At 40.2% G+C, this 21,585-nt stretch carries 24 protein-coding genes and 1 tRNA gene; 10 read left to right on the plus strand and 15 right to left on the minus strand.

The genetic code is table 11. The annotated features are described in order from the left end of the window. Positions 1 to 12 precede the first annotated feature (12 nt). From ACP5NR_RS05175 to ACP5NR_RS05225, 11 genes are all read right to left on the minus strand, one after another. Positions 13 to 690, minus strand: coding sequence for a site-2 protease family protein (locus ACP5NR_RS05175; RefSeq protein WP_428006057.1), 678 nt, complete (start codon positions 688 to 690; stop codon positions 13 to 15). Beyond that, positions 680 to 1,597: an RluA family pseudouridine synthase gene (locus ACP5NR_RS05180; RefSeq protein WP_428004689.1), complete on the minus strand. Its 918-nt coding sequence runs from the start codon at positions 1,595 to 1,597 to the stop codon at positions 680 to 682. The genes ACP5NR_RS05175 and ACP5NR_RS05180 overlap by 11 nt, the downstream gene beginning before the upstream one ends. Then, positions 1,563 to 2,036, minus strand: coding sequence for a signal peptidase II (gene lspA, locus ACP5NR_RS05185; protein WP_428004688.1), 474 nt, complete (start codon positions 2,034 to 2,036; stop codon positions 1,563 to 1,565). Before lspA ends, ACP5NR_RS05180 begins: the two co-directional genes overlap by 35 nt. A 264-nt stretch (positions 2,037 to 2,300) precedes the next feature. Continuing rightward, positions 2,301 to 3,248 (minus strand): hypothetical protein, encoded by a 948-nt coding sequence (locus ACP5NR_RS05190; RefSeq protein ID WP_428004687.1) that lies wholly within the window; start codon positions 3,246 to 3,248, stop codon positions 2,301 to 2,303. 3 nt (positions 3,249 to 3,251) lie between these two features. Next, positions 3,252 to 4,085: a PHP domain-containing protein gene (locus ACP5NR_RS05195; protein ID WP_428004686.1), complete on the minus strand. Its 834-nt coding sequence runs from the start codon at positions 4,083 to 4,085 to the stop codon at positions 3,252 to 3,254. 4 nt (positions 4,086 to 4,089) lie between these two features. Next, on the minus strand, positions 4,090 to 4,848 hold the full coding sequence (locus ACP5NR_RS05200; RefSeq protein ID WP_428004685.1) for a YebC/PmpR family DNA-binding transcriptional regulator: 759 nt from the start codon (positions 4,846 to 4,848) through the stop codon (positions 4,090 to 4,092). A 79-nt stretch (positions 4,849 to 4,927) separates the two neighbouring features. Continuing rightward, on the minus strand, positions 4,928 to 6,016 hold the full coding sequence (locus ACP5NR_RS05205) for a DUF362 domain-containing protein (RefSeq protein WP_428004684.1): 1,089 nt from the start codon (positions 6,014 to 6,016) through the stop codon (positions 4,928 to 4,930). Positions 6,017 to 6,020: 4 nt separating this feature from the next. Continuing rightward, a complete protein-coding gene (gene larC / locus ACP5NR_RS05210; RefSeq protein ID WP_428004683.1) occupies positions 6,021 to 7,232 on the minus strand; it encodes a nickel pincer cofactor biosynthesis protein LarC in 1,212 nt (403 codons plus the stop codon). 5 nt (positions 7,233 to 7,237) lie between these two features. Next, entirely contained in the window at positions 7,238 to 7,990 is a 753-nt protein-coding gene (larB, locus tag ACP5NR_RS05215) for a nickel pincer cofactor biosynthesis protein LarB (protein WP_428004682.1), read from the minus strand. Then, a complete protein-coding gene (larE, locus tag ACP5NR_RS05220; RefSeq protein WP_428004681.1) occupies positions 7,980 to 8,798 on the minus strand; it encodes an ATP-dependent sacrificial sulfur transferase LarE in 819 nt (272 codons plus the stop codon). Before larE ends, larB begins: the two co-directional genes overlap by 11 nt. Positions 8,799 to 8,878: 80 nt before the next feature. Then, positions 8,879 to 10,435, minus strand: a complete 1,557-nt coding sequence (locus ACP5NR_RS05225; RefSeq protein ID WP_428004680.1) for a radical SAM protein — start codon at positions 10,433 to 10,435, stop codon at positions 8,879 to 8,881. Positions 10,436 to 10,568: 133 nt separating this feature from the next. Here ACP5NR_RS05225 and ACP5NR_RS05230 point away from each other — a divergent pair. After that, positions 10,569 to 10,641, plus strand: a tRNA-Ala gene (locus ACP5NR_RS05230). Positions 10,642 to 10,822: 181 nt separating this feature from the next. Here the strand turns inward: ACP5NR_RS05230 and ACP5NR_RS05235 are convergent. Genes ACP5NR_RS05235 through mce form a run of 4 tightly spaced genes read right to left on the minus strand, consistent with a single transcriptional unit; the run spans position 10,823 to position 13,362 of the window. Further along, on the minus strand, positions 10,823 to 11,236 hold the full coding sequence (locus tag ACP5NR_RS05235) for a biotin/lipoyl-containing protein (RefSeq protein ID WP_428004679.1): 414 nt from the start codon (positions 11,234 to 11,236) through the stop codon (positions 10,823 to 10,825). Between the two features lie 5 nt (positions 11,237 to 11,241). Continuing rightward, on the minus strand, positions 11,242 to 11,412 hold the full coding sequence (locus ACP5NR_RS05240; protein WP_428004678.1) for a hypothetical protein: 171 nt from the start codon (positions 11,410 to 11,412) through the stop codon (positions 11,242 to 11,244). Positions 11,413 to 11,420: 8 nt separating this feature from the next. Further along, on the minus strand, positions 11,421 to 12,962 hold the full coding sequence (locus tag ACP5NR_RS05245) for an acyl-CoA carboxylase subunit beta (RefSeq protein WP_428004716.1): 1,542 nt from the start codon (positions 12,960 to 12,962) through the stop codon (positions 11,421 to 11,423). Beyond that, entirely contained in the window at positions 12,958 to 13,362 is a 405-nt protein-coding gene (gene mce / locus ACP5NR_RS05250; RefSeq protein ID WP_428004677.1) for a methylmalonyl-CoA epimerase, read from the minus strand. The genes ACP5NR_RS05245 and mce overlap by 5 nt, the downstream gene beginning before the upstream one ends. A gap of 308 nt (positions 13,363 to 13,670) precedes the next feature. Here mce and hutU point away from each other — a divergent pair, with 308 nt between their 5' ends. The 9 genes from hutU (at position 13,671) to ACP5NR_RS05295 (ending at position 21,584) form a co-directional block, all read left to right on the plus strand. Next, positions 13,671 to 15,320 carry a urocanate hydratase gene (hutU, locus tag ACP5NR_RS05255; protein ID WP_428004676.1) on the plus strand — a complete coding sequence of 550 codons (1,650 nt, stop codon included), beginning with the start codon at positions 13,671 to 13,673 and terminating at the stop codon, positions 15,318 to 15,320. A gap of 353 nt (positions 15,321 to 15,673) precedes the next feature. After that, the gene (gene asnB / locus ACP5NR_RS05260; protein ID WP_428006058.1) at positions 15,674 to 17,551 is read left to right on the plus strand and encodes an asparagine synthase (glutamine-hydrolyzing); all 1,878 of its coding nucleotides are present in this window, start codon (positions 15,674 to 15,676) and stop codon (positions 17,549 to 17,551) included. 91 nt (positions 17,552 to 17,642) lie between these two features. After that, positions 17,643 to 18,044 (plus strand): nucleoside-diphosphate kinase, encoded by a 402-nt coding sequence (ndk, locus tag ACP5NR_RS05265; protein WP_428004715.1) that lies wholly within the window; start codon positions 17,643 to 17,645, stop codon positions 18,042 to 18,044. A gap of 265 nt (positions 18,045 to 18,309) precedes the next feature. Further along, positions 18,310 to 18,597 carry a hypothetical protein gene (locus ACP5NR_RS05270; protein ID WP_428006059.1) on the plus strand — a complete coding sequence of 96 codons (288 nt, stop codon included), beginning with the start codon at positions 18,310 to 18,312 and terminating at the stop codon, positions 18,595 to 18,597. After that, positions 18,587 to 19,090 carry a hypothetical protein gene (locus ACP5NR_RS05275; protein ID WP_428006060.1) on the plus strand — a complete coding sequence of 168 codons (504 nt, stop codon included), beginning with the start codon at positions 18,587 to 18,589 and terminating at the stop codon, positions 19,088 to 19,090. Before ACP5NR_RS05270 ends, ACP5NR_RS05275 begins: the two co-directional genes overlap by 11 nt. Before the next feature lie 193 nt (positions 19,091 to 19,283). After that, positions 19,284 to 19,571, plus strand: coding sequence for a 30S ribosomal protein S20 (rpsT, locus tag ACP5NR_RS05280; protein ID WP_428004672.1), 288 nt, complete (start codon positions 19,284 to 19,286; stop codon positions 19,569 to 19,571). Between the two features lie 102 nt (positions 19,572 to 19,673). After that, positions 19,674 to 20,264 (plus strand): RNA polymerase sigma factor, encoded by a 591-nt coding sequence (locus tag ACP5NR_RS05285; RefSeq protein ID WP_428004671.1) that lies wholly within the window; start codon positions 19,674 to 19,676, stop codon positions 20,262 to 20,264. Beyond that, positions 20,254 to 20,706, plus strand: coding sequence for an anti-sigma factor family protein (locus ACP5NR_RS05290; protein ID WP_428004670.1), 453 nt, complete (start codon positions 20,254 to 20,256; stop codon positions 20,704 to 20,706). Before ACP5NR_RS05285 ends, ACP5NR_RS05290 begins: the two co-directional genes overlap by 11 nt. Then, positions 20,703 to 21,584, plus strand: coding sequence for a hypothetical protein (locus ACP5NR_RS05295; RefSeq protein WP_428006061.1), 882 nt, complete (start codon positions 20,703 to 20,705; stop codon positions 21,582 to 21,584). The genes ACP5NR_RS05290 and ACP5NR_RS05295 overlap by 4 nt, the downstream gene beginning before the upstream one ends. Position 21,585: the final 1 nt, after the last annotated feature.

Consider the following 21,585-nt stretch of genomic DNA (forward strand, 5'->3'; position numbering starts at 1 on the left):
CGCTTATACAAATTATTTCATCATGAAAATGTAAGCGGCATTCCCTATGAGCCAATTTAAACTTGGACCTAAGATAACATTCACCACACCAAAAAGAATAAGTACCAACAGTATAATTGTTCCATATATTTCATATTTCAAAACCCAGTTCATGTATTTATTCGGAAGAAAAGCATCAAGTACTTTCGAACCGTCGAGTGGTGGAATGGGAATGAGATTGAAGATGAAAAGCACGTAATTTATAAGGATGAACAAACTCACCGTATCAGACAGGTATGAAAGGTAAGGATTAGAGATGATCGTTGGAAATGAAAAAAGCGGTGCATACCTGGCGTAAAGGAAAAGTCCTGTTTTAAGGTATATGAATTCGGTTACAAATCCAGCAACAAGATTTGAAATTGGACCGGCCAGAGAAACGATGACCATATCTCTTCTAAGATGTTTGAGTTTCCAAAAGTTAACAGGCACAGGCCTTGCCCATCCAAAGTGAAAAATTATAAGTGCAAGGGTACCAAATGGATCAAGATGCTTTAAAGGATTCAAAGTTAACCTTCCGGCACGTTTTGCCGTATCGTCACCTAAAAAGTAAGCAGCCAATCCATGAAAATATTCATGAAGTGTTATGGCGAAAAGTACAGCAGGTACTGCCTCAAGTGCTTCGAATAGAAAGGCTCTTATATCATTTAACATTTTTAACCTCCAGGTCGTGAAGACCTATTATAACTTTTTTGAAATCTTCAGGGAGCGGTGCTACAAATCTCATGCGCTCTCCGGTGATCGGATGATATATTTCGAGAACTGAAGAATGAAGCATCTGTCTTTCACAATTCAAAAAGGCAGAACTTTTCTTACCATATATTTTATCACCTAAGACTGGATTCCCCAAATAACTCATGTGAACTCTTATCTGATGTGTGCGCCCTGTCATGATGGTCACAGACAAAAGCGACGCCGTTTTGAAGTCTTTCATGACTTTGTAGACAGTGTGAGCCTGCCTTCCCCATTTTAAAACGTCCATTCTCGTTCTTACCTGAGGATTTCGGCCTATCGGTGCCAATATTTCTCCTGTTGCCTGCGGTGGAACACCTTCAACAAGCGTGAAATACATTTTATGTGTTTGTCGTGCCTTGAACTGGGCCGAGAGTATCCTCTGTACATCCGGGTTCTTTGCCACCACTATGACTCCGGAGGTGTCCTTGTCAAGACGATGAACTATGTATGGAAAATACTTTCCGTTTGAGTACCATAAAAGCGCATTTACAAGCGTTCCAGTGATTTTTTTCAGCGTCGGATGGGTTACAAGACCCGGCTGTTTATTTATCACAACGATAGAATCATCCTCGTAGATCACATCAAGGGGAATTTTTTCAGGTAATACTTGAGGTATTTCTGGAGGAGGGAAAACCGCTTCAATCACATCTCCGATTTTGAGTTTGTAAGATGGCTTTACGCACTTTGAATTAACTTTGATATTGCCAGTTTTTATGAGATTTTGAACAACGGTTCTTGACGTATTGCTTGGAGCAAATTCCAACATTGCGAGATCTAAACGATTTCTGGCTTCACGATTGGTGACGGTTAATTTGAGGCTTTCCACCATAACTCCTTCTTAAAAAATAAATTCCCAGGCCTATTGCCCCTGCCACAACACAGGAATCCGCAACGTTAAAAACGGGCCACCATCCTATTTGAATAAAATCTACAACATAACCGAATATGGGCCTGCTTATGGCGTTGTTTGATAATGCACCTCCTATCAAAAGTCCGACAGAAAGTCTGAAAAAAAGACTTTTTTCTTTCCATAAGAAGGAAAAAATTATTATGCCACCTATAATCGCAAGCGTAAGATATTCGACGAAATCGTTTTTAAATGCCAGAAGGCTAAAGCCCACACCGGTATTTCTTACGTAAAATAAATTAACAACTCCTTTTACAACGGGTACGCTTTCCCAAAGTACCATTCTTGTTGAAACAAGATATTTTGTGAGTTGATCCACAGATATGACGATTAACACAACAATCCATTGAAAGATCATTTTGCATCCTTTTCAAGAAAATTTTTGATGATATACTGAACCAGTTTTAAATTCCGAATAATCGCTCCAACAGGTGCCCCACTCGATGTCTGGTCCTCGCTGCGCTGCGGAGGCCATCTCGGAGGCATCCTGCTCTCCGCTTAAATTAAATGAACATTCGACTTTTAAAGTTATTTAAGTATATACCAAATAAAGTTATTTAAGTATATACCAAACAAAATTCAAATTCCGAATCATCGCTCCGGTATGTGCCCCGCTTTCAATTCAGAACCTCCACGTTAAGCCCGACCACAAGACTGGTCCCTCCACCGGCTCAACGTTTAACAATTGTCCGCTTGTTGCCGCATCAAGAAAGAAAGATATATCTTTTGAAATGGGTTTTACAAATTGGAATGCGCCCGAAATACCATAAGATGGCTGATATCCTCCCACGTAATACCCTGAAAAGGTTATCGTTGCATTTCCACCGAATATATTGAAAGGCACTTCTCCTTGCAAGTGCAGTTCTTTTTCAGTCATTGCAGTTAAAATTGAAAATGATCCGTCTGTGTAATCGGATATCCATACATATTTTGATGGTGCCTGATGAGCGATGTTTGGGAAAAGATCGACTGAATCAGAAAAAGCCATAAGTGTGTTTGAAAAATTTCCGTAATTTGCACTTAAGCCTATTCCGTAAGCACCGTTTGAAACACCACCCATTAAAAAGAAATTGCCAAGACGTCCTGTGAGTAAAAAGCCATTTTGGTACCAGAATGAATCAAGATAAAAGAAGCCGTTGAAACGTGCAAAATAAGTTCCTCTATCGTAGGCAAAAGAAAGCGCGTTATTTTGAGTTTCTCCTTTTAAAGTCACAGTCCATCCGGACGGAAGTGTACCCACGTCCCAAAGTGTGTAAAATTTTTCTGAGTGGGTATCCGTTGCCCCGTCTTGAATTCTTAAAACTCCCCAATCGAAATCAACGTATTTGAAAAGTTGAGATGCGTAAGGCGTAAAGACAAGCGTGTTGTTGGCAAAGTTTGTGTTAACCGAAAAATAAGATTCAACGTGGGCAACCCAAAATTCAAGATTCATCTCCACCGAAGATGTTAGGTTCAATCCATCGGTTGAGAATGAAGGTCCTGTCGATAAAAAAATTGTACTCTTCGGTGCTGCCAAAACAACTCCAAGAGTTGCAATTGCAAGAACAAAGAATACAATTATTTTTCTCATGACTCACCTTACCATTTTAAGCAGTTCAATCACTATTTCTCTTGGAACGTTCATTATCTCTATTGGGTAGGTGCCTTCATGGTAATCAGTTCCCACGGTTATTTTGAGCCCATGAATTCTTGCCATTTCGTGGTAATACTTTGACTGAGCACTCGTGTGTTGCGAATGATATGCTTCAATTCCATCAAGGCCCCATTCGATCATCTTCATCAGATCGATTTCTTCAAGTCCGGACTTCACCTTGTTCTTGTAAAGGCCAGGATGCGCAAGCACAGCCCATCCTCCCGCCATATGAATTCTCTTTATCGCTTCTTCTGGATCAAGTCCTTTCGGTGCCACATATGCTTTCCCTTTGTCTCCTATAAGTTCTGGAGTAAAAGCATCTTTGAAAGACTTGACATATCCCTTTTCCAAAAGCGCCCTGGCAACATTCGGCCTTCCGACAAAAGGACCTGGAGATTGTTCCATAACATCGTCAAAAGTTATCTTATAACCGAGTTCATTTAATTTGTTAACCGTCTCACGGACTTTTTGTGTTCTTTCTTTGAACCTTGCCTCTAAAAAATCGTTAAAACAGGCATCGTCTGGATCAAAATCGTAACCAAGGATATGCACTTCGCCATCATCGTACATCGTTGATATCTCAACGCCGGCTATCAATTTAATGCCAATCTCCGAAGACAGATCAAGCGCTTCTTTGACGCCGCTTATCGAATCGTGATCTGTAAGTGCACCAAAAACAACACCACCTCCGGCGACTATTTCAAGTACGTCTCTGACGGAGAAGACGCCATCTGAGTGGTTACTGTGAAAATGAAGATCAACTCTTTGAAACATCTTATCAGCCGATTCTCGACATTATTTCTTCAAGTTCCTTGTCATCGATATCGAAATTAGAATAAACTTCCTGAACGTCATCGAGTTCTTCAAGGGAGTTTACGACCTGCAGCACTTTTTCCGCATCTTTTCCGCTCACGTGAACACTCATTTTTGGCACAAAAGTTGGTTCGTAAGAATCAATTTTGTAATCATCTTTAAGTGCATCGACAACTTTGTAAAGCATTTCAGGCGGAGTCATGATTGTGTAAACATCTTCGTCCTCCTTGATATCTTCTGCTCCGGCATCTATGACCCTCATCATAAACTCATCAGGATCGGAAACAGCATCTTTTGAAATTATTATCACACCTTTTCTTTCAAATTGCCAGCCAACACTTCCGCCTTCTGCAAGACTTCCGCCGTATTTGGTTAGAACATGCCTTATATCCGCTATCGTTCTGTTTTTGTTATCTGTCAGTGTGCTTATGTAGAGTGCAACTCCGGCAGGAGCATATCCTTCGTACATTATTTCTTCGTAACTGACACCTTCAAGTTCTCCGGTTCCCCTTTTTATCGCTCTTTCAACGGTGTCCTTCGGCATGTTTGCCTCTCTTGCCTTTTCAACCGCAACTCTCAAACGCGGATTCATATCCGGATCCCCACCTCCGGCTCGTGCGGCAACGGTTAACTCTCTTATAACTTTTGTAAACTCAGCAGATCTCTTGCTATCCTGTGCTTCTTTCCTGTGTTTTATATTGGCCCATTTGTTATGACCAGACATGAAAATCCCTCCTGGATTTTTAACTTTTCAAGATATTTTACCACATTAAGCCTTTTTAACAAAAACATACCCCCAAAGATCATCTCAGGGCTATGCCCACCATCTTCAATTCGTATTTTCTACTTCCAAGTCCAATTTTTTCACCGTGTTCAAGTTGTGCTTTCCATGAAACTTCAGGATGTACTTCGTGGAAAGGATCTTTTCCAACTGTTTTTATGACAAGATCAATGCATGCCTGATCAAGTGCGACAGGATCGGTACTTGCCGCTATTCCTATGTCAGGTGCAACTGGAGGTCTGTTTATAGACCAGCAATCACAATCCGGAGAAACGTTGGTTATGAAAGAAATAAAAAGCCCACGTTTATCTTTCAAAACGGCTTTTGAATATTCGGCTATTTTCATGCTCAAAAGGTCGGATGAAGCATTCCACTGCGGGGTCATCGCACCATAATCACACATGGCCACACACTCTCCGCATCCTATACAGGCATCGTAATCTATCAGCGCATACCTTTTACCATTCTCTCCCTTTACGACCTTAACGGCACCGGTGGGGCAATGCCTTTCACACATGCCGCATGCCGTACAGTTGTCTGTAACGACAACGGGTTTTGAAGTAGAATGCTGTTCGAGTTTTCCAGATCTCGAGGCAGATCCCATACCCAAATTTTTCAAGGTACCTCCAAAGCCAGTTTGTTCATGGCCTTTGAAATGCGTTACCGCTATCACGACATTTGAAAGCGCTATTGCGGAACCTATTTTTGCATTTTTCACGTACTGACCATCTATCGGAACCTCCACTTCATCGCTTCCCCTTAGGCCGTCTGCTATAACAAGCGGTGCTCCAGTTACTTCTTGAACGAAACCATTTACCGTCGCCGTCCAGAGATGATCGATGGCATTGGACCGACTCCCTTTGTAAAGGGTATTTGCATCAGTTAAAAACGGTTTTCCACCAAGTTCTTTTACCCTATCTGTTAGAACGCGTACGTAATTAGGCCTTATGTAGGCCATGTTCCCGTATTCTCCAAAGTGGATCTTTATAGCGACAAGATCGTCCTTCTTTACCACTTCGGATATTCCCGTTCGATCGACAAGCAATTTCAATTTTTGGAGCAAACTCATTCCCGGTGTGGTTGACATATCGGTAAAATAAACGGTAGACATCTTTTCATACTCTCCTTTCAAATTCAGCGTAAAACATTTGATAAACTGTTTTTATAGGTAATCCTTTTTCTTTTGCTATTTTTTTGCATTCTTCGTATTCAGGGGCAATATTGACAGTTTTACCATCTAAAATTCCGACTTTAACTTTGACCTTTCCAAATTGAGTGTCGATTTCCTCTATCTTGCGATCGACTATTTCTCTCTCGATATCAAAGATCCTAACTCCAAGAGTTGTCGTCTCTTGCAAAAGTATTTCGTTGACCTTAAAAAGGTTTTCAACATCGACTATGACGCTTATCTTTGTCGCTGGTCTGTTTTTCTTCATCTGGATTGGTGTGAAATAAACATCCAAAGCGCCGTTTTCGAAGAGTTTTTCCATGATATATTCGTAAAATTGCGGATTCATGTCATCTATGTTTGTCTCAACAACTTTCATCTTTTTTGATCCCTGTTCAACATTTCCGACGTTTATTCTCAAAAGATTGGGAATATCTATCTCATAGGTACCGGCTCCGTAACCCACTTTTTCAACGCGCATAAGAGGTTTAGGGCCAAAATAAGCAGATAAAGTTGTTATTATGGCAGCACCTGTCGGTGTTGTCAATTCTTTTTCTGTTCCGCTTGAGTATGTAGGCACATTTTTAAGCAATTCCATCGTTGCGGGTGCCGGCACGGGTAATTTTCCATGGGCTGCCATGACATATCCTTGGCCGGTGTTGATCGATGAAGCGTATATTCTGTCGATCCCTAACAGTTCAAGTCCCGTAACGGATCCAACTATATCCACTATTGCATCAACGGCTCCGACTTCATGAAAATGAATCTCGTTTATCTCTGTTCTGTGAACCTTTGCTTCGGCTTTTGCAAGATTCAGGAAGATCGCTTTGCTTTTTTCTTTTATCGTTCTTGAAAGTTCGCTCGTTTCTATTATTTTATTTATATCTTCGAGGTTCCTTCCGTGATGTTCGTGATCGTGATCATGGTCGTGATCGTGGTTGTGGTCGTGTTCGTGTTCATGATTGTGTAAGTGCACATCAACGTAAGTACCACCTATGTGAGATCTTGAAACTTTTTCGATCTTTATTTCGTATTCATTTTCAAGGCCTAATTTATTTAATTCAGACTCAAGCGATTTGGGATCGAGGCCAAGATCTATCAAAGCACCTAAAACCATATTTCCGCTTATACCCGAAAACATTTCAAAATAAGCGTCCATTTGAATCACTCCTCTCCTATTTTGTTTATCATGCTGGCCAGATAAGCGGCTCCGAAACCGTTATCTATGTTAACAACTCCCACTCCTCCCGAGCAGTTGTTCAGCATCGTTAAAAGCGGTGCAAGTCCTTTGAAGTTTGCGCCATAACCCACACTTGTCGGAACTGCTATAACCGGTTTTTTGACGAGTCCTGCGATGACGCTTGGAAGCGCACCATCCATGCCAGCGATTACAATTATAACTTTAGCCTTGTCAAGTAAATCAACGTTGTAAAGGATCCTGTGAATGCCCGCAACCCCGACATCCAAAAGTTTTGATACCGAATTTCCCATTATTCTTGCACTTTCATATGATTCTTCAACTACCGGCAAATCCGAAGTGCCGGCGCTTACAATGAGAATATTTCCGGTATTTTGTGGACTTTCCCTTTCCAAAGTAATAGTTCTACCCAAAGCATTGTAAGTGGCTTGAGGAAAAAGCGTACTGATTTTTTTAAACGTTGTTTTATTTGCCCTTGTGCCAAGTACATTTGAATTCTTGTCAGATAACTTTTTGAAGATTTCTAAGACTTGATCATCTGTTTTTCCTTCACAAAAGATCACCTCAGGGAAACCGCGCCTTTTCGTCCTGTCAAGATCAACGCGTGCAAAATCAAGATCATCGTATCCGGGATCGATTATCATCTCAATGGCCTCATCGATTTCTATTTTCCCCAACTTCACAGATTCAAGAATTGATTTCAGATTTTTACCTACCATTTTTAAGCACCTCGTTAAGACTTCCGCTTCTGTAACCTTCAAGATCAAGGGTGACGTAATTAAATCCGAGAGATTTTGCAAGTTTCACGATCTCGAATTTTTTTTCAAGAATTATCTGAAATTCATCCGGCATTACCTCTATTCTTAAGGTTTTTTCGTCATGATACCGTGCCCTGTGGACCTTCAATCCGGTTGAACTGAGATAAAATTCAATCTTTCTTATCTTTTCGAGTTTATCGGTTGTTATTCTTGTACCGTAAGGAAAGCGAGTCGCAAGGCATGTCTCGGGTTGTTTGTCCCACGTGGGTAATCCCATTTCTTTTGAAAAATTCCTTATCTCGGATTTTGTCAATTCGGCATCTTTTAATGGACTTGATATTCCAAGTTCCGTAAGTGCTTTCAAGCCCGGTCTGTAATCATTCAAAACATCATCGTAATTGGTTCCGTCTGCGATAAACTTAACGTCATTTTCTTTGGCAATTTTGATAAGATCTTTGAATATGGAATATTTGCAATAATAGCAACGTAAAGCATCATTTTTGGCAAAATTTTCATCTTCAAGTTCATTTGAGTCAACGATGATCTGCCTTATACCCAAGTCTTCTGCGATTTGAGTGGATTTTTTTATTTCATCTTCAAATCTTATCGGAGAAATAACCGTTACAGCCAAAACCTTGTCTTTTCCCAAAATGTCTTTGGCAACTTTCAAAAGGAAAGTGCTATCTGTTCCTCCTGAAAATGCCACTGCAATTTTTCCCATTTTTCGGATTATCGATTTAAGATTTTCCAATTTTTCCGCAGAATTCATGATTGCACTTCCTTATTTGAAAATTATATCACAAGCCCCGCATAATTGCGGGGCTTATTTAATTTTAAATTTGTATACCTTTATTTTCCTGCCGCTACATCGGCCTTTTCTAAATTTTTAGCCTCTTTTATCGCCGCTTGCAAGAAATCGTAATCAAGTATGAATGGATATTTTTTTGCCCACTCAAAGATCTTGTCTGGGTTATTCTGGAACCATAATCTATCTAGTCCTTCACCGTGAGAAGTACCTTTTTGTTTTATCTCTTCGATGTTTTTGGTGAATTCATTTTCCCACACGGGATCAAGTTCTTTGTGAATGTTTTTGGAATATTCATCCAAAGCAGGCGCCAATTTTGTAACAACGAGATCCGACGCACCTTTATCCGTTGATATTGCGTTATGCTTTGCAACTACTTCTCTGAGAATCCACGGATTGTCTATTATCATGCATGGAGTTAAAAGATTATCTGAATGTGGCTGATGAAATCTTATGTCTGCAAGGAAAGGAGATTGTAAAATTTCAACAAGAGATTTTTCTTTCACGTTGTCTGTCGCGAAATGCGTGAATATGCAAGGTTCAACGTATCCTTCGCTGTTGATGTGAAGATATCTTCTTCCGCCGGCTATACATCCGCCAACAGATGGTGCATCATTCCAGAAATCCATCAAGAAATAGGGTTTTCTTGCCCTCAATGACCTTACAAAGTCTCCCATTGCCTTTCTCTGAGATGGAAGTGGCATGAGATCAACTTCCGGATCTCTTCCCACTGGCATGAAAAGGAATAGCCATGAAAAGAAAGCACCTTTTTCTATCCAGAAGTCGTAAAGTTCATCAGATGTGAGTTGATCAAAATTCGTCCTCATGAAAACGAAAGAATTACCAAATATGATCCCTCTTTCTCTTAATCTATCTGCGGCAGCGATTACTTTGGCGTAAATACCTTTTCCTCTTATGTAATCAGTTTCGTCTTCCCATCCATTTACGCTAAGAACGGGATAAACATTGCCAAGTTCCTGAATTTGATCGGCCACTTTATCGGTTATGAACGTTGAGTTCGTGAAGATCATGAAAAGAGAATCGTTGTGCTTTTTTATGAGTGGGTAAAGTTCACCCCATCTGACAAATGGTTCTCCTCCGAGGATCGTGTAAAAATAAGTACCGATTTCTTTTCCCTGTGTGATTATGCTGTCGACAAGTTCAATTGGCATATCATCCTGTCTTGAATATTCACTCGCGTAACAGCCAATGCAATTCAGGTTGCATCTCATAGTCGGGCTTATGAGGATGGTGTAGGGAGCGGCAAAACCGTTCTTTTGTACGGTTTCTTCTTTGTTGTACTTGATCCATCCAAGATTTACATTTACAAGGAAATTTGTGAAGAAAGTTTTCACAATGTGTTTGTCTTTCTTGAAAAGATTTATAAGCCACTGCCTTGAACCAGGATTCTTTTGAACCCAATCTGCGAATTTAGAAAGGTTATCGGTCCCTCCTATGGTGTGTTCCAGTTTTTTGAGAGATTCAATGGCTTTATCGAAATTCTGTTCTGGATCTTTGACTATGAAATCTATATACCTTCCAAGAACTGCATTTATCGCCATTTTTGTAGCCTTATCTTTGATTTCGTTTCCTATTCCCATTCAGATCATACTCCTTCCCTAAAATTTTACCGAACGGTCAAATTGAAATCAAGACCATTTTACACAAAAAAAAATCTTTTGTCAATACGTCTTGATTTTTTATGTTCAAATGTATTAGAATATAAAGCGTTGCGGGGTCGTGGCGCAGCTGGGAGCGCGCTTGCATGGCATGCAAGAGGTCGTGGGTTCAAATCCCATCGGCTCCACAGAAAAAAGGCGAATCTTTAAGATTCGCCTTTACTCTATACTTAAATAACTTTAAAAGTCGAATGTTCATTTAATTTAAGCGGAGGGCAGGATGCCTCCGAGATGGCCTCCGCAGCAGCGCGAGGACCAGACATCGAGTGGGGCACCTGCCATCGCTGCGATTCGGAATTTAAAACTGGTTCAGTATATTTTCATAAGAGATTGATCGATCTCAACTTGCTGCCCTTCTTTGACAAGAATTTCCGTTATTTTGCAATCTCGAGGGGCAAGAATCTCGTTTTCCATCTTCATGGCCTCAAGCGTAAGCAAGGTTTGACCATCCTTGATGTTTTCACCAACTTTTGCTTTTATCTTGACTATCGTTCCCGACATGGGTGCGCGAATTATTTCCTCTTCATTTTTTTCATCTTCAGAAGAAACATGTTGAACAGGTTGAACGATTTTTGGAGGTTGCGGCTCACTTCTTGGGAATTGCTTTGTTTGATCCGTTTTGATCGAAAGTGGTGAAGGCATATTTGTATCTTCCTTGCCAATTTCTTCAACTTCAACCTCGTAGACTTTTCCATTAACCTTTATCATGTATTTTTTTAACATTGCATTTACCCCTTTCTTGTCTTCCAGAAGATCTGAGGAGTGTGAATTGTCCATCTGTTGATGTAATTGCAATTTTGGTCAATTTTTTTGACTTTTTTTATCAGTACCTCTTTTTCTGATGAATAAGCCTTTATTGCCGCGAAAATGACGGCAACAATCTCTTCGTTGTCTTCCATGTCAGGCCTCATAAAGGAATATTGCCATGTTTTTTGGAAGGTTTGCCTTCCACCTTTGATCCAAGTATTTCAAGTCCTCGAATTAAAACACTTCGCGTCTCGGAAGGTAAAATAACCGTGTCAACGTAACCACGAGAAGCGGCAACGTAAGGATTAGAAAAGGTATCGGCGTATTCTTTTATTTTTTCCGATCTTGTTTTTTCAGGATCAACCGAATTTTTTATCTCATTTCTGAAAATCACATTTGCGGCTCCGTCAGCGCCCATAACGGCTATTTCCGCCGTCGGCCATGCCAAAACGATATCGGCACCAAGATGTTTGCTTCCCATCGCTATGTAAGCACCACCGTAATCTCTGCGCGTTATAACGGTTATTTTGGGTACGGAAGCCTCGCTGTAGGCGAAAAGTAATTTTGCTCCATGTCTTATTATGCCACCATATTCTTGAGAGGTACCGGGTAAAAAGCCTGGAGTGTCGGCGAAAGTTATAATCGGAATGTTGAACGCATCGAGAAAACGTATAAAACGTGCCGCTTTGTCTGAAGAATCTATATCAAGCACACCAGCCAACACTTTTGGCTGGTTTGCAACAATTCCAACGGTTCTTCCGTTTATTCTTGCAAAACCGGTGATCATGGATCTCGCAAATTTAGCCTGCACCTCAAAAAAAGTACCTGGATCTACTATTTTGTTTACAACATCTATCATATCGTAGGGCTTATTTGAAGATTGAGGTACTATTGAATTTATTGATTCATCTGATTCAATTTCGATTTCCGATCCCATTTTGGGATTTTCCATGTTATTTGAAGGAATGTAAGAAAGTATCTTTTTGACGATTTGCATCGCGTCCATATCGTTTTTTGCTATGAAATGCGCAACGCCGCTTTTAGAGTTATGAACTTCTGCACCGCCGAGACTTTCCTGGGTCACATCTTCACCGGTAACAGCCTTTATGACTTCAGGACCAGTTATGAACATTTTCGATGTTTTATCCACCATGATGACAAAATCTGTTATAGCCGGTGAATAAACAGCACCTCCAGCGCAAGGCCCGGCTATAACGGTTATTTGTGGTATCACTCCGGATGCAAGGGTGTTTCTGTAAAAGATTTCTCCGTAGCCGTAAAGTGAGTCAACACCTTCTTGAATTCTCGCACCACCGGAATCATTTATTCCAACAAGAGGTATCCCCATTTTCATGGCCATATCTTGAATTTTGGTTATCTTTTTGGCATGCATTTCTCCGACGGAACCACCTTGAACGGTGAAATCTTGTGAAAATATGGCAATTTCTCTGCCATCCACACGCCCTATGCCCGTAACAACTCCATCTGCTGGAAAATACTTTTGATCAAGGCCAAAATAAGTTGATCTGTGCCTTATGTGATCGTCAACTTCAAAAAAACTTCCTTCATCGACAAGAACTGCTATTCTTTCACGGGCCGTCAATTTTCCCTCTTCATGTTGCTTTTTTATTCTTTCTTCTCCGCCACCGAGACGTATTGTTTCGCGTCTCTTTAAAAGATCATCGTTTCTGTCCAATTTAATCCTTCCTCCTTTCAACGAGTTCTATCATAACACCATTTGCGTCTTTTGGATGTATAAACGTTACGATCGTGTTGTTTGCCCCCTGAGACGGATCTGATGTTACCCTATACCCTTCGTTTTTGAGTTGCTTAACGGTTTCATAAATGTCGTCCACTTCAAAAGCAACGTGGTTAAGCCCTTCTCCTCTTTTTTCGATGAATTTGGATATTGTACCCTCAGGATCGAGATCTTCAAGAAGTTCTATACGAGTTCCTCCAGCGTCGATCATGACAACCTTCAATTTTTTACCTTCAAGTATTTCTTCGTCAGCATGCATGCCAAGGGATTTTGTGTATATTTTGGATGCATCTAAAGCAGATTTAACTGCAATTCCTATGTGATCGATTTTTATAACTTTCACCGTTGCATTCCTCCCTTCATTATCCAGGATAGAGATGTTCTTTTCTTATTATACTAAATCTCTTTCATACTTGATCAATTTTATCCGAATCGTCGCTCCGGCAGGTACCTACAACGGCAGGTAGCATGTGGCTCGTAGCCCGTAGAATTGGCAATTTTCAATTTAACAGACTGTTCACTCTTCACACGTCACCACTCACCAATTGAGGCATCCTACTCTCCGCGACAGGGTAGTTCATTATCATGGCTTTTTGCCACCGTGTGCTGTATGTTATACTTTATAAGAAGTTTGAAAAGGAGGAAGTTTTTATGCCAAAATCAGTTAGAGCTCCAAGAGGCACAGAAATAACATGTAAAAGTTGGCAGACGGAAGCACCAATGCGTATGATAATGAATAACCTTGATCCTGAAGTCGCAAGAGATCCAGACCGCCTTATAGTTTATGGAGGAACCGGAAAGGCAGCAAGGAATTGGGAATCATTTGACGCGATAGTTAAAACACTCAAAAGACTCAACAACGATGAAACTCTCCTTGTTCAATCTGGAAAACCAGTTGCCGTTTTCAGAACAAATGAGTGGGCACCGAGGGTTTTGATTTCAAACGCAATGTTAGTTCCAAAATGGGCAGATTGGGATTATTTTCGAGAACTTGAGTCACGTGGACTTACGATGTTTGGACAGATGACGGCAGGAAGTTGGATATACATAGGCACACAGGGCATTTTACAGGGCACATATGAAGTTTTTTATTCTATCGCTCAAAAATATTTCGACGGTACTTTGGCAGGGAAAATAGTCGTTACGGCAGGCCTTGGTGAAATGGGCGGCGCACAACCTTTATCCGTGACTTTCAACGGAGGAGTTATGATAGCCGTTGAAGTTGATAAAAGGATGATCGACAGAAGGCTTGAAAAACATTATTTGGACACATGGACCGATTCTTACGATGAAGCGGTAAAGATGGCAAAGGATGCTGCGACAAAAAAGCAACCACTTTCAATAGGATTACTTGGTAATGCGGCTGAAATACTTCCAAGAATGGTAAAGGAAGGATTTATTCCTGATATAGTTACGGATCAAACTTCGGCTCATGATCCACTTAACGGATACATTCCCATCGGATTAAACGTTGAAGAAGCGTCAAAAATGAGAGAAAAAAACAAAGATGAGTATATGAAAAAAGTTTTTGATTCCATGGTAGAACATGTTGTGGCAATCGTCGAAATGCAAAAAAGAGGATCAAAGACTTTTGAGTACGGAAACAACATAAGACGTATGGCTTACGATCATGGCGCAAAAGATGCCTTTCAAATCGTTGGATATGTGCCGGAATACATAAGACCCCTCTTTTCCGAAGGCAAAGGTCCTTTCAGATGGGTGGCGCTTTCCGGCGATCCGCAGGACATATACAAGACGGATGAAGTCGTGCTTAAACTTTTCCCATACGATGATCATCTCAAAAAATGGATCCATATGGCACACGAAAAGGTAAACTGGCAAGGTTTACCGGCAAGAATATGCTGGCTCGGTCAGGGCGAAAGGGAGCAGTTCGGCCTTGAGATAAACAAAATGGTAAGAGACGGCAAACTCAAAGCCCCGATAGTGATCGGGCGTGATCATCACGATACGGGATCCGTAGCCTCTCCTTACAGGGAAACAGAAGCGATGAAAGATGGATCGGATGCGATAGCGGATTGGCCAATTTTAAATGCGCTTTTAAACACTTCTTCTGGAGCCACGTGGGTTTCGGTTCATCATGGTGGTGGAGTCGGAATAGGATATTCGATTCATGCCGGTTTTGTCTGTGTTGCGGATGGAACGAAAATTGAGGATGAGAAGTTATCAAGGGTATTAAACAACGATCCGGGCATAGGTGTTGTACGTCACGCAGATGCAGGTTATGAAATAGCCAAAGAGACGGCTATGAAACACAAAATAGATATGCCGATGGAAAAGTAAAGTGATACATGAGGTAAAAGGGATCAGACATTATGGAATAGAGAAAAACGGCAGGCGGCTCGTAGCGGGTAGCACGTAGAAAAAATGGTAACGCGTGATCGGTAACGAGTGAAAAAAACAGTAATGGGTAACGCGTAATCAGTGATCAGTAAAACAGCGCGTGGCACGTGGAAAAGACGGACGGCGACGGAGAGCATGATGCCGCGAGGTGGCCGACGCTTCGTAGCGAGGACCAGACACTTAAGGGCGAATGCGAAAGCCGACGCACAAAAGACATTAGAGATTAGACATTAGAGATTAGAGATCAAAAGTGGCGAATTGCGTATGAAAAAATTGCATTGTGAGGATATAAAATGTGCGGAATTTTTGGAGTTATCGGGAAAACAAATGCAAATGAATTGCTTGAAATATCTCAGATTTTGAAGCACCGCGGTCCTGATGATGAAGGATTTTGTTCCATTCCTAATGTTAAACACTTCTGTGGGCCTGATACGGTGAGATCGCTTTTATTTCCGAAAATCAGTGGAGATTTGGACGGTGCTTTTGGTTACAGAAGGCTTAGCATAATAGATCTGTCTGTGAAAAGTCATCAGCCGATGGAAAAAGACGGTTATGTTGTTGTGTTCAACGGCGAAATTTACAATTTTGCCTCAATACGGGAAGAACTTGAAGGATTGGGTCACCAGTTCAACTCCTCGGGGGACACCGAAGTACTTTTGACCTCTTACATTCAATGGGGAGAAAGGTGTGTAGATCATTTCAATGGAATGTGGGCTTTTTCAATATGGGATCCGAAAAGGCGTATTGTCTTTTCGTCAAGGGACAGATTCGGAATAAAACCTTTTCTTTACTTTCACGATGACAGATATTTTGCTTTTGCTTCAGAGCAAAAAGCACTTTTGAAATTTTCTAAAGTTTCGAATAATCCGGATCTGGAAGATGCGAAAAGATATCTTATCTGGGGAATGCAAAATTTTTCCGAAAATTGCATGTTCAAAGAAATAAAGAGGTTGCTTCCTTCTCATAACCTTGTTTTCAACGTTGATACGGGTGAATTAAAAACTTACGAATACTGGAATATACATCCAAATACGGAAAAATCCGTCTACGATGAAAAACAAGGTCAGATGTACTTCCAAAAATTTCGTGAAATTTTCACAGATGCGGTAAGATTAAGGCTAATAAGCGATGTCAAAGTCGGAACCGCTTTAAGCGGAGGGATAGATTCTTCTTCAATCGTTTATACCGTTAGAGAACTCATGAAAAAGCAAAGTGTGCCTTCAATCGGGGATATTCAATACACTTTTTCGGCCGTTTACGGAAATTACGTTGCGGATGAATCGAAATGGATTGATATAGTAGCAAAAGAAACAGCGGTTAAATCTTTGAAAGTCGTTCCGGATCACGAAGATCTTGCCAGCCGTCTTGAGGCACTTGCATACGTCCACGATGAACCATTTGATTCTACGTCGACATACGCACAATATCGCGTCATGAATTTGGTCAGAGAAAGCGGTGTTACGGTTACGCTTGACGGTCAGGGTGGCGATGAAATAGCGGGCGGATATCCACTTTACATGCCAATGATGATCCTTGAAAACTTTCCGAATAAAACGTTTTTTTCGGAAATCAAAAATCTTAAAAAAGCAAATTCATCGTTTGGGCTGTTTTTGAGAACAATCGGTACACGTTATGTAAACGATGTGGCCCAAAGAAGATATTTCAAAGAAATTTCAAAAGGCCTTTTCAACCATACAAACCAATTCATACCTTACGGCGGCAGATCAAAGGCTGAATTTTCTCACATGAACTTGCGCGCATGGTCTGACATGAGAGAAGAATTAGTGGACCTTTTAAAAACGGCAGATAGAAATTCCATGGCTTTTTCAATAGAGTCGAGATTTCCTTACCTTGATTACAGACTTGTAGAATTTGCCATGTCTGTACCATCTGCATACAAAATTCATCAGGGATGGACAAAATATCTGTCACGCAGAAGTTTTGAAGGGTTGATAAACGATAAGGTGCTTTGGAGAAAAGACAAGTTAGGTTTTCCAACACCTCAAAAAGCGTGGTTTGAAATGGGCTTTTCTGATTTTGCGATGAATTACATTTCAAATTCAAAATTTTTAAAATATCTTGATGTGAATGTAAATGGAGTTTTTTCGCACAAATTACTTTGGCGCCTTGTGAACCTTGCTGCATGGGCAAGGGTATTTGAAATGGATTAAGTTACTGAATCAGTTTTAAAAGTAGAACACTTTTTGTCATGTTCACCAATAATGTGCTATGACCGTCACTTTTTGTTGAAAAGGAGATGGTATCTTGGAAAGAACATTGGTGCTTGTAAAGCCAGATGGTGTTAAAAGAGGATTGATAGGTGAGATCATATCACGCTTTGAAAGAAAAGGGTTTAACATCGTGAATATGAAAATGTTGCGGATGACAAAGGAACTGGCGGCAGATCATTATGCCGAGCACAAAGGAATGCCTTACTACGATCGGCTCATAGAATACATAACAAGCGGTCCGGTGATCGCGATGATTTTGGAAGGGGAAGATGCCGTTAACATTGTCAGGATGATGATAGGTAAGACATCTCCTTCGGAGTCTCTTCCTGGGACGATAAGAGGAGATTTTTCGCTCAATATCACCGTTAACATCGTACACGCGTCTGATTCCTTAGAAAACGCGGAAAGAGAGATGAAAAGATTCTTTTCATGATTTTTGACATGTATACCAAACAAAATTCAAATTTCGAATCATCGCTCCAGCAGGTGCCTACAACGGCAGGTAGCGTGTGGCTCGTAGCACGTAGGAATTGGCAATTGTCAATTTAACAGACTGTTCACTCTTCACACGTCACTTCTCACCAATTGAGGCATCCTGCTCTCCGCTCATGGTAAATGAGCATTCGGCTTTCAAAGTGAGTTAAGTATAAGTGAACACAAACATGGTTCATCATGGATTTAAACTGAGGGGGGGTAAAATGAGAAATGGTGCGATTTTGCTTGAATCATTGATCTTTTTGATACTCTCTTTCATACTGTTTTCAATCGTGATCTCGGTTACTTCAACTTTAACCCGCAATCAGCAATTCATAGAAAGGGGATCTAAAGAACTTTCAGAAATAATTTCGATATCCAATATCGATCCAGACGATATTCCCCAATCTAAGATTGACAATTTAAAAATCATCGATGAAACAGGGGGGAAAATTGTGTATGAATACAAATCCACAGTCACAGGTGAAACATTCAGGATCGGTGATAATTGAAGTAATAGTAGCCCTTTCAATCTATGGAATAAGCCTTGCCACCATTTATGATTCGATAAGCATCATGATGAAAACGATGATCAAAATTTCGGCATCAGAAAAATACGTTGAAGACTTCGAAGATGCACTAACTTACATGTACAAAACGGACATCGAAAGGGGAAAAGAACTCGAACTCATCTCATATAAAACATGGTCTGTACTTTTAATCGATTTTGATCCCAAAGATCCTGAATCACATGTTGTCGGATACCAACTTTTTAAGTCGAATGACGGATCAAAATTAAGAAGGATAGTTGCAAAATGGGATGAGGATATACATAAATTAAAAATTCAAAGGCCGGGGCAAAAATATTTTGACTCTCACTTTTCGGGATTCAACGCGGTTTACACGGGAAAAGAGATGTTATCCTTTGACGTTGAAGGAAAGTACATAACGTTTACATTTGGAAAGATAAAAACTTACATTGGCCGTATATCTCAGGTATACTGATTCAACTTTGATTGTGTGAAGTATAAGTTCCGGCAGATACCCTCTCAATGTCTGGCCCTCGCTGCGCAGCGTTGGCCATTGTGACGGTTTGTGATTTGAATTTTGCTTGGTATAAATCATTGAATTGATCGGTCATGTTATGGTATACTTTAGAGATATAATTTTGTATTTTCAAGAAGGAGGAAATTTTTAAATGGCAAAAATAAGATCCGCCATAAAGAACATGAGAAAGTCTGAAAAGAAACATCTCCAAAACCAAATTAAAAAGTCTCAATTCAAGACGTCCGTTAAAAAGGCTATCGTTTCAGCCCAAAAGGGAGAAGACACGACTAAACTTTTAAGTGAGGCATTTTCCAAAATTGACAAGGCTGCCAAGACCGGATCAATTCATAAAAATCAAGCGGCAAGAAGAAAATCAAGACTTGTGAAAAAGATCAAATCGCTTCAAAAAGTTGAGACTCAAACTGTTCAGAGCAAGTGAGTTATTTTAAAATTTGCAGGATCTCCGAAAAACGGAGATCTTTTTGATTTTTGAACATCGTGTTTTTTTTAATGTCTAAATAACGGGAGTGGGATTTCAAATTTGGAAGAGCAAAAACTTATAGAAAGTTTAAAACGTGCAGATTCACGCGCTTATGATGAATTGTACAGGGAATATGTAGAAAAAATAGGTGGAATAGCAAGATCTTATCTCGGCGTTGATGATGTTGAAGACGTTATTCAAGAGGTTTTTATAAAGGTCTATAAAAACATAAAGAAATTTCGTGGAGACTCTTCATTGTCGACTTGGATCTACAGGATAACTGTCAACGTGTGTAAAGATATGCTTGGTAAAAAGCACAGACGTAAGGAGATATTGACCAGTTTTGGAGAAGAAGATGATGATGAGAAAAACACCATCAGAGAACCGGCAGATGAATTACAACCTTCAGATGAACTTATGAAAATGCTTTCTGCCGAAGAAATTTCAAAAGCCATAGATTCTCTTTCGAAAGAAGATAGATTGCTTATAAATTTGAGAGAAATTGAAGGCATGAGTTACGATCAAATATCTGAAATAATGGACAAACCGGTGGGCACCGTTAAAAGTAGGCTTCATTATGCTCGTGAAAGACTTAAGGGAATATTGGAGGAAAGTTTGGGCATTGAAGGAGAGGTTAACGATGAGGTGTGAGGAATTTAGAGAAAAGTACATAAATGACGAAATGACAGATCAAGAGAAATTACAATTTGAGGATCACCTGAAAGTATGCGAAAGTTGTAAAATCTTTGTTCAAAACTATCAAAAGATAAAAGATGGCCTTAAATTGCTTTACACCTTCAAACCATCTAAGGCTTTGGAAGAAAGCGTCATTTCCAAAATTCATAGAAAAGCGGTAATGAAAAAAGGGTTGATCTTCGGATTGCCAGGTGCTGCGGCCGTTGCTGTTTCGATGATAATGGTCTTTTACGTTTTCAGTCCTGCTGTTAATTCCAACTTTGCTTACGAAAAAGCTGTTTCGGCAGGTATTTCTTTGCTTAAATCGGAGCCAGGAACAACTCTTACTTATGCCCAAGCCGGAAATTCAAATCTTGATTACCTTTTAAAGATAAAATATGTGAGTGATCAATTTTGAGATTTTTTCTTTATCCAATTATATTTTTGATAGCGGCGCCATATGTTTTTGGTGCGTCTTTTATAAATACATTTCTAACCTCATATGCCTCTCAATCAATACAGGCTCAAAGAATAGTCGTTGAGGAAGGTCAAAATGCAAAGGTAAGATACGAAAACATCTTAAGAAATGGCAAAAATGAGATTGTAAATGTCATGGCTCCGATGCCATTCGAGTGGGCTTTGATCGATGGAAAGACTTACGTCATAGACGATGGAGAAATGAGATTGTCTCCTGTTCCAATAGTCGATATTGAACAGAGATTCATAGAATTGCTCTCTTCGGCAGCATCAACAACCGCTATCGCAACTCAAAACGTTGTTTATCAAGGCGAACCTTCAATTCAAATAAATTTGATAACTCGGAATTCCACTTATGTGGGAATTCTTTCGAAAAATTCGATGATCTTGAAATTCATAAAAGTTCAAAGAAATGATGGTTCTATTTCCATGATTTACACGCAAATTGCACCTATTCCGATCGATTATTTCAACAAGGTATTGAACGGTTTCAAAATCTACAATGCCACTCCAGATACGGTGGAAATGGTTGTATGGCAACTTATATCTAATCTTAGCAACGTTAATGTCATGTCGATGAAGATCAACGATGTGACCTTTACAGTTGTAAGTGGAATGATGTCTCCCCAAAGCAATACCGTGTGTTATATCTTCAAGATAGATTCAAAAGTTTCCCCCGACTCTCTTGTGAGTCAATTCAAAGCGCAAGGTTATAACTCAATTGCCGTTAAATATAACGATGTTTACGTTGTGGTTGCCACAAATGGGAAAACAGACGAATTGAAAGCGTGGATTTCAAAGGTATTCGCGAATAAATGAT

It is taken from the genome of Athalassotoga sp., assembly GCF_049965695.1.
Taxonomy (GTDB): Bacteria; Thermotogota; Thermotogae; order Mesoaciditogales; family Mesoaciditogaceae; genus Athalassotoga.

Excerpts from the sequence above, each read along its gene's own strand:
- ACP5NR_RS05195 (WP_428004686.1), bottom strand. The coding sequence starts at position 4,085 with ATGTTTCAAAGAGTTGATCTTCATTTTCACAGTAACCACTCAGATGGC.
- ACP5NR_RS05270 (WP_428006059.1), top strand. The coding sequence starts at position 18,310 with ATGAGAAATGGTGCGATTTTGCTTGAATCATTGATCTTTTTGATACTC.
- asnB (WP_428006058.1), top strand. The coding sequence starts at position 15,674 with ATGTGCGGAATTTTTGGAGTTATCGGGAAAACAAATGCAAATGAATTG.
- rpsT (WP_428004672.1), top strand. The coding sequence starts at position 19,284 with ATGGCAAAAATAAGATCCGCCATAAAGAACATGAGAAAGTCTGAAAAG.
- ACP5NR_RS05200 (WP_428004685.1), bottom strand. The coding sequence starts at position 4,848 with ATGTCTGGTCATAACAAATGGGCCAATATAAAACACAGGAAAGAAGCA.
- hutU (WP_428004676.1), top strand. The coding sequence starts at position 13,671 with ATGCCAAAATCAGTTAGAGCTCCAAGAGGCACAGAAATAACATGTAAA.
- larB (WP_428004682.1), bottom strand. The coding sequence starts at position 7,990 with ATGGTAGGTAAAAATCTGAAATCAATTCTTGAATCTGTGAAGTTGGGG.
- larE (WP_428004681.1), bottom strand. The coding sequence starts at position 8,798 with ATGAATTCTGCGGAAAAATTGGAAAATCTTAAATCGATAATCCGAAAA.
- ACP5NR_RS05175 (WP_428006057.1), bottom strand. The coding sequence starts at position 690 with ATGTTAAATGATATAAGAGCCTTTCTATTCGAAGCACTTGAGGCAGTA.
- ACP5NR_RS05205 (WP_428004684.1), bottom strand. The coding sequence starts at position 6,016 with ATGTCTACCGTTTATTTTACCGATATGTCAACCACACCGGGAATGAGT.
- larC (WP_428004683.1), bottom strand. The coding sequence starts at position 7,232 with ATGGACGCTTATTTTGAAATGTTTTCGGGTATAAGCGGAAATATGGTT.
- ACP5NR_RS05235 (WP_428004679.1), bottom strand. The coding sequence starts at position 11,236 with ATGTTAAAAAAATACATGATAAAGGTTAATGGAAAAGTCTACGAGGTT.
- ACP5NR_RS05190 (WP_428004687.1), bottom strand. The coding sequence starts at position 3,248 with ATGAGAAAAATAATTGTATTCTTTGTTCTTGCAATTGCAACTCTTGGA.
- ACP5NR_RS05240 (WP_428004678.1), bottom strand. The coding sequence starts at position 11,412 with ATGGAAGACAACGAAGAGATTGTTGCCGTCATTTTCGCGGCAATAAAG.
- ACP5NR_RS05290 (WP_428004670.1), top strand. The coding sequence starts at position 20,254 with ATGAGGTGTGAGGAATTTAGAGAAAAGTACATAAATGACGAAATGACA.
- lspA (WP_428004688.1), bottom strand. The coding sequence starts at position 2,036 with ATGATCTTTCAATGGATTGTTGTGTTAATCGTCATATCTGTGGATCAA.
- ACP5NR_RS05225 (WP_428004680.1), bottom strand. The coding sequence starts at position 10,435 with ATGGGAATAGGAAACGAAATCAAAGATAAGGCTACAAAAATGGCGATA.